Raw genomic sequence first — 13533 nt, 5'->3', positions numbered from 1 at the left:
GTCCTCCCTAGATGCATTCGTATGTCGAAAAGGGCGCGCGATATCGCGTCACCCCCTCGGTCTTTCTTTTCCAAACTTTGGTTCCATTATTTGAAACTTGGTTTTGGATATTGATACTAAATCGCGCACGGGCTAGGCTTGTCAACAGCCAACATATGCGGCAGTGCAGCAATTTTGACGCAAGCGCGCGGGGGTGGCAGAGAGGAAATGGTGGTGTCTTTGGACAAGAGAAAAAGTGACGGAACAGTTGGTAAGGCGTTGGAGATATTGGATCTTGTCGCCTCCTTCGGTCGACCTGTGCGTTTTTCTGATGTGCTCGATGTCGCCGAATTCCCTAAGGCCACGGTATATCGATTTATTCAAACGCTCACCTCTCAGGGGATGCTGAGTTACGATCCCGATCGCCAAACTTATGCTCTGGGGATTCGGCTTGTACGACTGGCGCACTCCGCTTGGCAGCAATCCTCATTGGCACCAGTCGCGCATCCGCATATCGAAAAACTTGCGGGCGATGTTGGCGAAACCGTGCATCTTGCGCAGTTGGATCATGCGCAGGTCCTCTACGTGGACAAGATTGACCCCGGAAAGCCGATCGAGATGTTTTCGCAAGCCGGCAAAGTTGGCCCCGCCTATTGTACGGGCGTTGGCAAAGCGATGATGGCCTACCTTGAAGCGTTGCATTTGGCTGAGGTCATTGGTCAGCAAAGTTTTCATGTCTTCACAGAAAACACGCTTTCAGACGAAGCCGCGTTAAGAGCGGAGCTGATTGATATCCGCTCTAACGGATACGGTTTTGATCGCGAAGAGCATGAGCCGGATATCATCTGTGTGGCTCTGCCAATCTTGACGGCGCGGGGCCGTGTTTTAGGCGCTTTGTCTGTGACGAGTTCCACGCAGCGCACTAATTTGGCGGCGCTAGAGGCTTTGGTGCCACGTATTCAAGTGGCTGTAACCGCCATTGCAAATGAAGCGGAAAGCTGGCGCTTTCCTGATCAATCGAAATTTCAATCCATAGAGACGGCAAAGGGGTAGGCTTATGTCTGGTGTGACGCTCAACAAGGTCATTAAGAAATATGGTGACGTTCAGGTAATCCATGGGATTGATCTTGAGATTAATGATGGTGAGTTTTGCGTGTTTGTTGGTCCCTCTGGTTGCGGTAAGTCGACATTGCTGCGCATGGTTGCAGGCTTAGAGGAAACAACGGGTGGTCAGGTTCATATCGGCACGCGTGATGTTACCCGCGTAGACCCGTCAGAGCGTGGTGTTGCGATGGTGTTCCAAACCTATGCTTTGTATCCACATATGACCGTGCGCGATAACATGGGCTTTGGCTTGAAGATGAACGGACATCCGAAAGCCGAGATCAAAGAGAAAGTCGCAGAGGCGAGCCGTATTCTGAAGCTGGATGAATATCTTGAGCGTAAGCCTGCGGCGCTCTCTGGTGGTCAGCGTCAGCGTGTTTCTATTGGTCGTGCGATTGTGCGCGGGCCTGAGGTGTTCTTGTTTGATGAACCTTTGTCCAATTTGGATGCTGAGCTGCGTGTAGAAATGCGTGTAGAGATTGCGCGCCTGCACAAGGAAATCGGCGCGACAATGATTTATGTCACGCACGATCAAGTCGAAGCGATGACCTTGGCCGATAAGATAGTTGTATTACGTTTGGGTGTGATCGAACAGGTTGGTAGTCCGATGGAGCTTTACCGTGATCCCGACAATAAATTTGTAGCTGGTTTTATCGGCTCGCCTGCGATGAACTTCATGGAAGGTGTGATCGGGGAGAACGGCTCTGTGCAAGTGCCCGCTTTGCAGCGTGACGTCGCGACTGGTGTTGGTGGAGCTGTAGGCAGCGAGGTCAGTTTTGGTCTTCGCCCTGAGCACATCACGATTGATCCTGCAGGGAGCACGCATAAAGTTGAAATGACCGAAAGCCTTGGCGGGATTTCTTTTGCTTATTTGGTTGGGGAAACCGGTGAGCGCATGATCGTCGAAGAGCGCGGTGATGAGCGTTCGCGCGAAGGTGATGTGGTTGGTTTGAGTTTTGAAGATAGCCGGTCGTATGTTTTTGATGCGGCGAGCGAGATGCGTATTCGTTGATGTTTCGGATCGCTTGCTCGATCCGACCGGGCGAGGGGTTAGCCCCTCGCGCTCCCCAAAGTTTATTTGGAAAAATGAAGCTTAGTCGACGGGCAGGCCGCTGGGGACTGTTGAGGGTCGGCCGAGAGGGCGATTGTTTCCTGATGCGCCGGTGAGGCTGAGCAGGAAGCTTTTCAGATCAGTAATGTCTGTTGGTGTCAGTGTAATTGGCGTGATGTCGAGTGCCCGGCTTTGGCGTGCCATTTCGCGTATATCGGATTGGATCGTGAAATCAATTACTTGCAGCCAAGGGGCATCGGGGAGGTTCGCCATATCAAGAGTCCAGATGTCGCGCGAAGTTTTCGGATTGCTGTGATGTTGGATCATGCTTTCCAGCGTTGGGAAAGCGCCGTTGTGTCCATATGGCGCGGTGAGGGCGATGTTTCTAAGCGGGGGCGTTCTGAAGCGGTACGCGTCCTTTAAAGCGTCGCTTTCGCCCATGCGGCCTACGTCGCGAGGCATTGGATCGAAGCGGCGTGTGCGGCCCGGGCCAAAGGCGGGCAGGCCAAGCGCGTGGAATTTTTGATCGGTGAACAGTGGGCCAGAGTGGCAGGAGGCGCAGTTTGCTTTGCCATAGAAAAGGTCTTTGCCGCGCTGGGTCGGTTCGGGAAGTAGGGTTTGCTTGGTGAGGTAGGTGTCGAACGGGCTGTCATGGCTTTGCCACTCGGAATTGATGAAAGCGCCGAGGGCATTGCCGATTTGCACGATGGTGAGGTCTTGCGGATCATTGATCTCGTTAAATGCCGTTGCAAACATGTCCGCATATTCAGGGATTGCGCGCACGCGTTTGGCGATGATCGGCCATGCGGCATCTATGCGGTCATGCACCGCACCTGCGATCTCATTCTCTTTCGGATTTCCAGCCATTTCGAATTGCGCGGTCAAAGGGAATAAGGCCTGCGCGGCGGTGATGTTGTCGAGGCCTTGGGGCAGCCATTCCTCTGCGGGGGAGTTGAAGCCGTTGCCGTAAAGACCCGAAACCGACAACCGCCCATCATGGAAAATGTTGCGAATGCTCTTGTGACCGATGTTCCAAAGGGCAGGGGCGTTGCGCGGGATGCGTTTGCGGATTTTGCTCTCCCCCGTGCCAGCGTTACGTTTGGGGCCAAGGCCAACGCCGCCCTCTCCAATCCCAAGGCTCAAACCATCGGTTCCGCCAAGATCATGATGATGGCAAGTGCCACAGGAAATATTGCGATTGCCGCTCAGGATTTTGTCATAGAATAACAGTTGCCCAATCCTTGCCTTTTGCGGATCACTGGGGTGAAACTGATCCCGCGTCAAAGGCGCAGGCAGATCATTCGCGACCCCCACCGTGGGTAACACAGCAAGGAGCGTGGCATGCGCAAGATACTGACGATATTGGCGTTTCTGGCGAGCCCCGCGCTGGGCGAGATTGAAGAAGGGCGCGATCTGATGGAGCAGGGTCGCTTTGAGGAGGCGCGCGAGGCGTTCTGGCCTGCCGCCCGCTCTGGCAATGCGGATGCGGAGGAGTTGATCGGCGTGATGTATGCGCTCGGCCTTGGGGTGGCGCAGGACTATGAGCGCGCGTTTGAGTGGTATCTGCGCTCTGCCATGAAAGGGCATCCGGGCGCGCAGAGTGGGGTGGGCTGGTACTATGAGGTTGGTCTTGGCATGCCCGCGCCCGATCTCACGCGCGCGTATCTGTGGTATGTTTTGAGCGCGATTGGCGGCGATCCCGATGCTGCGATCTCGCAGGAAGAGGTTGTGAAGAAAATGACGCAAGAACAAATTGATAAGGCCCATGTGCTGATCGATGACTATCGTGTCTGGATGTATCCGTTTCGGTAGGGAGGGTAGTGGTGTTTTGTTTGAGGGGGAAGGGGCTTGGTGTGCTGGACGTGCAATGTTACATAACACGCCTTATCAGTGAAAACTCGTCCTTGCCGCCAACTCACTCATTTGAAATTTGAGCGTTTGGAAAAAGGTTTGATACGGTTCGACGGCTCATTTCCTTCGCAAGAAGATCATGGAAAATATCCAATGTACCGCCGATCTGATCCGAGTTCAGCCATCCATCAGCTAAGCGCCAGTTTCGAAAAAATATCCAATCGATTTCATGTCCTCTCGAAGAAGCAAGACGATTCCGAGCTTGTTCTTCACAAAGTGGTAAACACAAGCTTTGCACTTGTGCCAAACTTCTTTTGCATTTCAAAACGCGCCAAATCCGCATTTGAGATGCTCGTATCAATATCCAACTGAGTTATCTCAGTGAGGCGGGAGATCTCTTCTTTTATGTTGGCAGGGATCGTTTCGCATACCGCTTCAAAAGCATCGGCAAAATGCTGATCAGTAGTGATACTCATTTCCCAAGGTTTAGGCTGTATTCTCCAAAATACATGCTCGGCTCGTTCAGTCCAAGTATCCTGTTTCAGTAAACCTAATACGCGAAGAATACCTAGGACTTCTTCACTTGCATGCGCACAGCCAAGCTTGTCAGAATATTCTATATTCGCTTCTGGAGGTAACTACCCACCTGCAGCGATGTATTGTGTCATTGCGCGAGCACGCTTGACGAATAGTTGCGGGCTACCATCTGCACGTCGGTACGAAAGTTCATGACGCTGATTTGCGAGTTTAATGACGGCTACACTTACGTCATCCCAACGGGGCGCGGGAGAAGGGGTATGGGACACATCGAGCGGGATCGCTCCCCAATTTGTCGCGAGCGTGTATCCAGGCTTTACGAGGGCGTTACATCCCATTTGATACGCGCTCAAAGAACTATGTTGCCATCCTTCGCGCTCGTTGTCGTAGGGTATAGATTTGGCAAAATAACTAAAAGCTGCTTCAGGCCAGTCTGGATTTGAACTATCTATAGATATCAATTTTGTCATTGAAGCTTTTCAACGGTTTTAAAAAATGCTTCTCGTACCACTTTCTGTTCAGGAGGATAAGCGCTTCCATCATCATTGGTCAGATATTCTGGTGTTAACCAGTCGATGTTCAAGGGAAGCGCCGCAGTGCCCAATATTTGCTCCTGTTGCTTAGAAATCTTCGCATTGAGAATTTCGGACAAACTTGCTTGTCGTTCTAACCTATTCAACATAGCGCCGTTTGCGCTCTGAACTCCTGCTTGTTCAGCGTCTTTGGGGAACGCTTCAATTAGTGGGTTTATTTGGTGTAAATCTTGATCTGGAGCCCCCCCCCACATAACCACTTCATAGCGATGGGGTGCAAAATGAAATCGAAGCCGAAGAAGACGTTCCCAAATGGTTGCGTTTGGCCTGATGCTGTGGTGGCTAGTAAGCTCAAGCTCAAGGTGAGTTGCAAGAACGAAGCTTTTATACAGCGAAACAAAATAGAAATTCTTTTGTCAGTAATGACGGACAATGCACGAATCTTTTTGCAGCATAAAAAAACTGAACTTTTCTAAGTTTTCAACCCCTAGCTGAACAACATAACGCCCGTTACACGATGTTCGCAGTTTGTTGCCAGGGCTAGTAATCGCGCATAGGTTGCACTTTGAGAAATAAAAGAAGCGCCGCCTTTTCAAGCGACGCTTCCCCAAACTTCAATAGCCTTCAATCAGAAGACCAGCAAAGCAACCCGTCTTACTTAATATCAGCCATACGGCCCGCATTGATATCGGCCTCAGCCTCAGCAACTGCGGATGTCAGTGCGTTGAAGATCTCTTCACCGCCATCAACATTGCCTTTGAACCAACCATACACAGGCGCAGCCGCTTCTTTGAAAGACGCTTTCTCCGCAGGTGTTGGCACATAAAGGTCACCGCCGCCTGCGACGAAGTCCGCGTAGGCTTGGATCGACTTACGCTTGGGGGACGCAAACGTCGCCTGCTGTAGCTGGGAGAAACCATCCACAACCACTTGGCGCACATCTTCTGGCATCGCCATGAAGCTGTCGTTGCTCATCCACCAGAGCGCGCCCATGTAGGCGTGGCCGTCGAGCGTGACGTACTGCAAACCCGCATCTGGGAATTTCATGCCCATAATGTCTGTGATACCATTCTTGGAACCCTCAACAACGCCCGTTTGGAACGATGTGAACAGCTCTGGCCATGGGATCGGCGTCGGAGAGGCACCGAGTGCGCGCACGAGCTCTTGTGGAAGATCAGCAACAACTGTGCGAATTTTCAGGCCTTCCATGTCGGACGGGTTCTGTACGCGACGCTTTGTGTTCGCGAAGTTGCGCCAGCCGCCTGTGTTACCGATGGTCATCAAGCGGATCTTGTCGCCGGATGTTGCCAGCGCCATTTCGCGCATTTTGCGAGTGAAGTCACCCTCAAGCACAGCTTCTGCCACGCGGTCGTCCGCCATCAGGTATGGCAAGTCGAGGACCTGAACATATGGGAACAGGCCAGCCGCGCCGCCGGATGTGGAGATGTAGACGTCGATGGAGCCATCGGCGACACCCTGCAAACACTCAGCGCCTTTGGAGCACAGCTGCGTGCCGATGAAGAGTTCAACTTCGACTGCGCCGTTGGAGGCCGCTTCGACGTAGTTTTTGAAGACAACCAGACCGTCATAGTCTTCGTCGTTTTCATTCGAGTTCGCCGTCGCGCGGATTTTGTATTGCGCGTGGCCGTCTGCGTAGGCCGCGAAGCCCGTTGTTGCGAGGAAGCTCGCAGCAAGCAGTGTTTTGGTTAAGCTTTTTAGCATTTTTGGTTCTCCCAATTTGGTTTTTTAGTTAGTTCACGAAACCCGTAAGGCGGGGGATCGTCATCGAAATGGCCGGAACGTATGTAATCAAAAAGATTACAAATATTTCGACCAAAAGGAATGGAATAATTGCGCGCGCGATGGCTTCGACCCGCTCGCCCGAGACCGAGCTGGCGACGAACAGCACAAGGCCCATGGGCGGCGTTGCAAGGCCAACGGTGAGGTTCACGCTCATGATGATCGCGAAATGCACTGGGTGCACGCCGAGGTCCACAAAGATTGGTCCCAAAATAGGACCAAGGATGATGATCGCCGGGCCTGCGTCTAGGAACATACCCACGATGAAGAGCAAAAGGTTGATTAGCAGCAGCAGGATCAAAGGATTGTCTGACAGGCCAAGGATGATCGCGGCCAGTTGCTCTGGCGCATGGGAAAGACTGACAACGGTTTTGAACGCCATGGCTGCGCCGACCAGCAACAAAACGACCGCAGATGTGCTCGCTGCTTTCATCAAGATTAACGGCATGTCTTTTATCTTGAGTGTGCGCAGGATGAAGAAACCAACGAGCGTCGCATAGAAAACGGCGATTGCAGCGGCTTCTGTAGGTGTGAAGATACCCAAAAGGATGCCGCCAAGGATCAGGATTGGCGTTTGCAAAGGCACCATCGCGCGTTTGCAAACCATGCGGAAATCATGCCCGACCAATTGGCGAATGCCAAGGAAGATACCATGTGCTGCGAGCAGTGCGCCCCCAAGGCTGAGCCAGTTCGCTGTCGCGCTTGCCTCGTCGCCAAGCGGCACAAAGGACCAGATGATAAGACCGATGTTGAGACGTACAAGGATGAAGGACACCCACCATTCGGTTGCTCCCATCGTCGTACCTTGGAGTACAACACGTTTGGCGGCTGGCAGGTCATACTTGTCCGCTGTCAAGCGCACCATAACCATAAGGCCCAGACCAACCAAAATACCCGGAACGATGCCCGCAAGGAACAAGGCTGCGACGCTTTCGCCCATGACGTATGCGTAGATGATCATGATGCCCGACGGTGGGATGATCGGCCCAATGACCGAGGACGCTGCAGTAATCGCAGCGGCGTATTTGCGGGTGTAGCCCTCTTTCTCCATCGCGGGAACGAGCATGGAACCAAGCGCGGATGTGTCCGCAACGGCCGAGCCGGATAGACCTGCAAAAAGCATTGAGGACAGCACGTTCACTTGCGCAAGACCGCCCCGTAAATGGCCCATCAAGGCTTGAGAGAACTCGACTAGGCGTTCTGTGATGCCACCGCGGTTCATCAGCTCGCCCGCGAGCATGAAGAAAGGAATGGCCATTAAAGGGAAGCTGTCCATGCCATTATAGACGTTGCGATAGAGCAGGGCGATGTCTCGTTCTTGCCCGTTAAGGTAGAGCAAAATACCCGGTGCAGCGAGCAAGCCGAAGAAGACGGGGAGACCTATCATCAACAGGAAAAGGAATACGGGGAGGAACCAAATTAACACTTATTCAGCCCCCACAAATTCTTCATCAGAGAGCGGTTTCAACGTGCTACCGCCGCCCGCTAAAGTGATGAGGGAACGCAGGATCAGCTCGATGCTAACGATTGTGAGCAGAATGAAACCAACAAGCAGCGACATGTACATCCAGGCAAGCGCGAGCTTGAAACTCTTGCCGCCCACCCAATCGAGTGGCACCCAAAGGGTTGCTGACTTGAAGTTCCACGCCATCCCGCCTGAGTGATCCATGCCAAGCTGCACGGCAGTGACGAGCACCAAGAGGGACACGCTCAGCAAGAACAGAGACACGATTGCGGCTAGGGCGCGCGGCAAGGCGCGCTCGAACATGTCAATCGCGACGAAACCACCGATGCGATAGGCAGATGGGGCAATAAAACCCGTCATCCAAAGCATCAGAAAGCGCGCGGCTTCATCAGGCCAAGGCAAAGCGTTGTTCAAAACGTAGCGAAAGAAGACTTGGATCAGAATACATACCACCATCAGCCCGATGCAGACCACGGCAAGGCCGCGCCCTAATGGCAGGACCAAATCGTTGAAGACTTGGAAGGGCATCAAAAGCCCTTTGAGTAGTCCCATGGTCGCTCCCCTCCCAAGGATGACTTATCTTAATGCGCCTATATCGCTGGTCTTAAGTATCATTTAAGCTCCGGTACTTTCCAGAATAGAACATTAACGGATTCGCGTCTTGTGTGCTTACACGAGTCACGCGCCCAACGATTATTGAATGATCCCCAGCGTCATGAATGGCGAATTGCGTGCATTCAAAGCGCGACAAGCAATGTGCGATCAAGGGTACGCCCTGTGGGCAAGCATGCCAGTCATAACCATCGAAAGCATGTCCATTATGCGCGAAGCCGCCACATATTTGCGCCTGGTCCGCCGACATGATGTGAATGGCGAAGTTTTGAGCATTCACAAAAGCTTCGTAGCGTTTTGACGCTTTCGCTGGAGACCAAAGTACAAGCGGCGGATCAAGCGAAACAGACGAAAAACTGTTCGCAGTGATGCCCAACGGCCCCCTGTCGCTGTCGCATGTGATCACCGCAATCCCCGTTGCGAAACGCCCCAAAGCATCGCGGTACGCAAGCTTGGTGTCGTCGTTCGGTTCAAAGCTGTCAGGCAGCGGAAGGGTAGGCATATTGCGGCTCATGGCACTTCGGACCCGAGCGCAATGGAGTAAAGTTCGAACCATGTTTCGCGGTCCATTGTGACTTTAAGAGCGTCACTGATCTTACTTATCCGTGCGAGTGAATTGGTCCCCATCACAGGCATAATCTTTGCAGGGTGCGCGAGCAGCCATGCGACGGCGACGGCGGTTTCATCGACGCCACTTGATTCACCTATCTCCTTCAATGCGTCCAGCAGTACTTTGTTATCTTGTGAGAAAAGAGAACCCCCACCTAAGGGAGACCAGGCCATTGGCGCAACCTTGCGTTCTTGCAAGTAGGCTAAGTCACCATTGGTGAATACCTCATGTGCAAGCAGGGACAGTTCGATCTGATTGGTCACAAGCGGCGAGGACATCGCACTTTGTAAAAGCGTCCAGTCATGCAGTTTGAAGTTTGAAACGCCAATTGATTTTGCTTTGCCAGAGGCGACAACCTCATCCAATGCGGCACCGGTCTCTTCGGCGTCCATCATTGGATCGGGGCGATGGATCAGCAAAAGATCAACGTAATCCGTGCCCATCAAACGCAAAGAATGCTCGACCGATGCCAACAAATGGGCGCGCGATGTATCGTAGTATTTGACCTTTGCGTCTGAGTAGCGACCCACGGGTGCCAGGATATCGCATTTCGTCACGATCTCGATCTTCTCGCGCAGATTGGTGCCTTGCAAAGCGTTGCCAAGGATTTCCTCGGCCTCATAACCGCCATAGATATCGGCTTGGTCCATTGTTGTGATGCCCTGCGACAGGCAGCTTTCGATCTTGGCCTGCACGTGACTTGTGCTGGTGTCGGAGTCATCGCCAATGCGCCACATGCCGTAAATCAATCGGCTCAAGCTCACGTCGGAATTTAGTGAAATGCGTTCCATTTAGCGTCTTTCTCCTGCGCCAAGAGGGGTCAAAGGTGTGCTGTCTGGCACCCGGCCGTAGACGTGGGGCAGTGAGCAGGTTTTCAAGTGGGGCAGCACCAAATTTCCGAAGTGCTTGCACTCGTCAATATGCGGGTAGCCTGAAAAGATGAAAGCACGAATGCCCATCTTTTGATAGGCCTCAATCTCGCTCAGGACTTGATCTGCGCTTCCGACCAACGCGGCCCCGCAGCCAGAGCGCGCGCGCCCAACACCGGTCCAAAGATGTGGCTCTATAAAGCCTTCCATATCTGCAAGATCACGGTTTTTGGCCTGATGGCTAACCCCGAGCGATGTGCTGTCGAGGGCACGATCACGGATGGTTTTACCGTGATCATTATCCAGCTTGGACACGATATACTCGGCGTATTCACGCGCCTCGGCCTCGGTGTCGCGCACAATCATGTGCACACGAAGGCCATAATCAAGCGTCCGGTTGTAGGTTTCCGAAACCTTGTGAACCGCCTTCATGCGCTCTGCCAGCTGATCTTTCGGCTCTGGCCACATCAGGTAAACGTCACAGTGTTCACCGCATAGCTCTAGTGCAGAGGGGGAGTAGCCACCGAAGTAAAGCAGCGGACCACCCGTTTGATAGGGGCGTGCAGGATCAGTTGAAACCGCTTCGAAGTTATAAACCTCACCAGAGTGGTTTATTTCATCCTGCGTCCAAGACTGTTTCAGGATCTCCACAACCTCGCGGGAGCGTTGATAGCGGAACGCGCTATCGGCTTTTTCACCTGGAAAATCGGACGAGATAATGTTGACCGTCAAACGCCCTTTCAACATGTGATCCAGCGTCGAGATTGTTCGCGCAAGCATGATGGGTTGCATTTCACCACAGCGTACAGCCGCCAGCATGTTGATCTTTTCCGTGATCGGCGCGCAGCCGGCAACGAAGCTCAGCGTGTCTTGACCCACTTGATAAGAGGACGGGCACAGGATGTTTCCAAAGCCCTGCGCTTCAGCCTCTTTCACGATGCTTGAGCAATGATCCCAGCTAGACCGCAGCGCGCCATCGGGCACGCCAAGGAACTGATAGTCATCTGAGCAGAGCGCGGAGAACCACGAAATTTCTGCGCCATCGAGGTCTTGAGATGTGATTGGAACCACCGACATTAAGGGGCCTTTCGCATGCGTAATTTTGTCTTGCGTACCATCAGCGATCGTGTAAATCAATGGTATATCAATTATTGGAATGCGCTCGGTGGTCATCCAGAAATCTCTTCCCCTTTATGTTCAAATTGCAGAGCTTTTGATCCGTGACATTGCGGCTGGGCGATATCTAGATGGCGAATGCTTGCCGCCCGAGCGTGAGCTTGCATCGCGTTTAAGTACTACGGTAACAACACTTCGTAAATCATTGGTAATAATCGAAGAAAAGAAACTCTTAAAGCGCGTTCAAGGGTCGGGAAATTACATTCAAGCGCAGCCCGACGTGGATAGTGTTTACGCCTTTTTTCGGGTCGAGTTGTTGCAGGGTGGTGGCTTGCCCACAGCGCGTTTGTTGTCTGTCGATCGTTTGACAAAACCCGATGACCTTCCCGAATTCGGTGCAAGTGAAGAGGCCTTTAGGATTCGCCGTTTGCGTAGTCTTTCGGGCGTGCCCTGTGTGCTTGAGGAAATATGGCTGGATGGGTCATTCATCGACACTTTGAGCGCGCAAGACTTGCCCGACTCGCTTTATCTTTTTTACCGCGAAGCCTTGGGGCTGTGGATAACCCGCGCCGAGGATCACCTGAGTATCGCGCCCTGTCCTGATTGGGGCCCGCAAGAGTTTGGTCCCAAAGCAGGAACGCCCCTCGCGTTCGCCGAGCGGATTAGCTCGGCTCAGGATGGCGCGCGCGCGGAAGTTTCGCGAAATTGGATCGACACAAATTTAGCGCGCTACGTCGCGCGTATCAAGTAGGAGGAGGGTGGCCCATGGGGACTTTTACATACGGAATTCTTGGTTGCGGCATGATGGGCGGCGAGCACATTCGCAATATCGCGCTGTTGGACGATGCAAAAGTCGGCGCGATCTATGAGCCGGATGTGGGTATGGCTGCTGCTGCAAAAGCGCTTGCGCCGGATGCGGTCTTTGTGGCGAGCGAAGCGGAGTTGATCGGCTTCCCCAATCTCGATGCGATCCTGATCGTGTCGCCCAATCATTGTCACGCGGCCCAGCTCGAAGCGATCAGCGCGGCGCGTCCTGATATAGCGATCCTTGTGGAAAAGCCGCTTTTTACGGATCCAGAAGATGCGAAGCGGATCGATGCGCTGAGGCAATCACACGAAGCATTGATCTGGGTGGCGATGGAATATCGCTACATGCCGCCGATCGCTGCTTTGTTGGAAAAGCTCAAAGGTGCGACGGGGGGGGTAAAAATGCTAACAATCCGTGAGCATCGTTTTCCGTTTTTGCCAAAGGTTGGTGATTGGAACCGCTTCAATCAAAACACCGGCGGCACTTTGGTGGAGAAGTGTTGCCACTTCTTTGATCTGATGCGCCTTGCGCTTGGCAGTGACCCGGTGCGTGTGATGGCCAGTGCGGGGCAGGCGGTGAACCACCTTGAAGAGCGCTATAATGGTAAAGTGCCTGACATTTGGGACAGCGGTTATGTAATTGTTGATTTTGCAGATGGTGCGCGCGCAATGCTTGAGCTTTGCATGTTTGCGGAAGGTGCCCGCTATCAAGAAGAGATATGTGCCGTTGGGCCAGACGGAAAAATTGAAGTCTTTGTTCCGGGGCCTGGGCGTTTTTGGCCAGAGCATTTGGGCGCGCCGCCAATCGCTCGTCTTGTGGAAAGTCCGCGTTCTCCTATGGGTCCCGTGGAGCATGAGATCCCAGTCGATCCGGCTTTGCTTTCAGCAGGAGATCACAATGGCTCAACCTTTTATCAGCATCAACGTTTCGTTGGGGCCGTACGCGGTAAAGGCTCGATTGATGTCACGCTAGAGGATGGTGCTTGGGCCGTTAGAATAGGCCAAGCCGCGCAGCAATCAGCGATTTTGGGAGAGGCAGTTGTTCTGTAAACAAGCCTTTTTCGACTTGAAACACAAGTTTTGATGCAAATCCGTCACGCTACTACATCTTGTGCCGAAACCGCAGCAAACGTAGGTATTGGCCGAGTTGGTCTGTTTTGTGCCTCCTATAGCGGAGAGCACTGAAAATAGGAAAGGGT

14 protein-coding genes are annotated in these 13533 nt (G+C 52.9%); 5 read left to right on the top strand and 9 right to left on the bottom strand.

The features are described from left to right. Positions 1-207: 207 nt before the first annotated feature. Positions 208-1032 carry an IclR family transcriptional regulator gene (locus tag QZ280_RS13825; protein WP_293445216.1) on the top strand — a complete coding sequence of 275 codons (825 nt, stop codon included), beginning with the start codon at positions 208-210 and terminating at the stop codon, positions 1030-1032. A gap of 4 nt (positions 1033-1036) precedes the next feature. Beyond that, positions 1037-2095 carry a sn-glycerol-3-phosphate ABC transporter ATP-binding protein UgpC gene (ugpC, locus tag QZ280_RS13820; RefSeq protein WP_293445154.1) on the top strand — a complete coding sequence of 353 codons (1059 nt, stop codon included), beginning with the start codon at positions 1037-1039 and terminating at the stop codon, positions 2093-2095. Positions 2096-2176: 81 nt separating this feature from the next. Here ugpC and QZ280_RS13815 read toward each other — a convergent pair whose 3' ends face one another. After that, complete coding sequence (locus QZ280_RS13815; protein WP_293445152.1) at positions 2177-3460, bottom strand: cytochrome c peroxidase; 1284 nt, start codon at positions 3458-3460, stop codon at positions 2177-2179. Positions 3461-3475: 15 nt separating this feature from the next. Here QZ280_RS13815 and QZ280_RS13810 point away from each other — a divergent pair, with 15 nt between their 5' ends. Further along, positions 3476-3946, top strand: coding sequence for a tetratricopeptide repeat protein (locus QZ280_RS13810; RefSeq protein ID WP_293445150.1), 471 nt, complete (start codon positions 3476-3478; stop codon positions 3944-3946). 308 nt (positions 3947-4254) lie between these two features. Here QZ280_RS13810 and QZ280_RS13805 read toward each other — a convergent pair whose 3' ends face one another. The 8 genes from QZ280_RS13805 to QZ280_RS13770 all read right to left on the bottom strand — a co-directional run bounded on the left by QZ280_RS13805 (position 4255) and on the right by QZ280_RS13770 (position 11488). Continuing rightward, entirely contained in the window at positions 4255-4461 is a 207-nt protein-coding gene (locus QZ280_RS13805) for a hypothetical protein (protein ID WP_293445148.1), read from the bottom strand. A 527-nt stretch (positions 4462-4988) separates the two neighbouring features. Beyond that, positions 4989-5309, bottom strand: a complete 321-nt coding sequence (locus QZ280_RS13800) for a hypothetical protein (RefSeq protein WP_293445146.1) — start codon at positions 5307-5309, stop codon at positions 4989-4991. 400 nt (positions 5310-5709) lie between these two features. Beyond that, positions 5710-6777 carry a TRAP transporter substrate-binding protein DctP gene (gene dctP / locus QZ280_RS13795; protein WP_293445144.1) on the bottom strand — a complete coding sequence of 356 codons (1068 nt, stop codon included), beginning with the start codon at positions 6775-6777 and terminating at the stop codon, positions 5710-5712. A 28-nt stretch (positions 6778-6805) separates the two neighbouring features. After that, a complete protein-coding gene (locus tag QZ280_RS13790; protein WP_293445142.1) occupies positions 6806-8281 on the bottom strand; it encodes a TRAP transporter large permease in 1476 nt (491 codons plus the stop codon). Then, positions 8282-8872: a TRAP transporter small permease subunit gene (locus QZ280_RS13785; RefSeq protein WP_293445140.1), complete on the bottom strand. Its 591-nt coding sequence runs from the start codon at positions 8870-8872 to the stop codon at positions 8282-8284. It lies immediately after the preceding gene. Between the two features lie 52 nt (positions 8873-8924). Continuing rightward, positions 8925-9434, bottom strand: coding sequence for a flavin reductase family protein (locus QZ280_RS13780; protein ID WP_293445138.1), 510 nt, complete (start codon positions 9432-9434; stop codon positions 8925-8927). Positions 9435-9442: 8 nt separating this feature from the next. Continuing rightward, positions 9443-10333 carry an aldo/keto reductase gene (locus QZ280_RS13775; RefSeq protein WP_293445136.1) on the bottom strand — a complete coding sequence of 297 codons (891 nt, stop codon included), beginning with the start codon at positions 10331-10333 and terminating at the stop codon, positions 9443-9445. Next, the gene (locus tag QZ280_RS13770; RefSeq protein WP_293445214.1) at positions 10334-11488 is read right to left on the bottom strand and encodes an LLM class flavin-dependent oxidoreductase; all 1155 of its coding nucleotides are present in this window, start codon (positions 11486-11488) and stop codon (positions 10334-10336) included. An 88-nt stretch (positions 11489-11576) separates the two neighbouring features. On the opposite strand from QZ280_RS13770, the gene QZ280_RS13765 reads away from it, so the two are divergent. Further along, positions 11577-12278, top strand: a complete 702-nt coding sequence (locus tag QZ280_RS13765) for a GntR family transcriptional regulator (RefSeq protein ID WP_293445134.1) — start codon at positions 11577-11579, stop codon at positions 12276-12278. A gap of 14 nt (positions 12279-12292) precedes the next feature. Further along, a complete protein-coding gene (locus QZ280_RS13760) occupies positions 12293-13384 on the top strand; it encodes a Gfo/Idh/MocA family oxidoreductase (protein WP_293445132.1) in 1092 nt (363 codons plus the stop codon). Positions 13385-13533 lie beyond the last annotated feature (149 nt).

Source organism: Planktotalea sp. (genome assembly GCF_018607995.1).
GTDB lineage: Bacteria > Pseudomonadota > Alphaproteobacteria > Rhodobacterales > Rhodobacteraceae > Planktotalea.
This window is presented reverse-complemented; position numbering and strand designations above follow the sequence as displayed.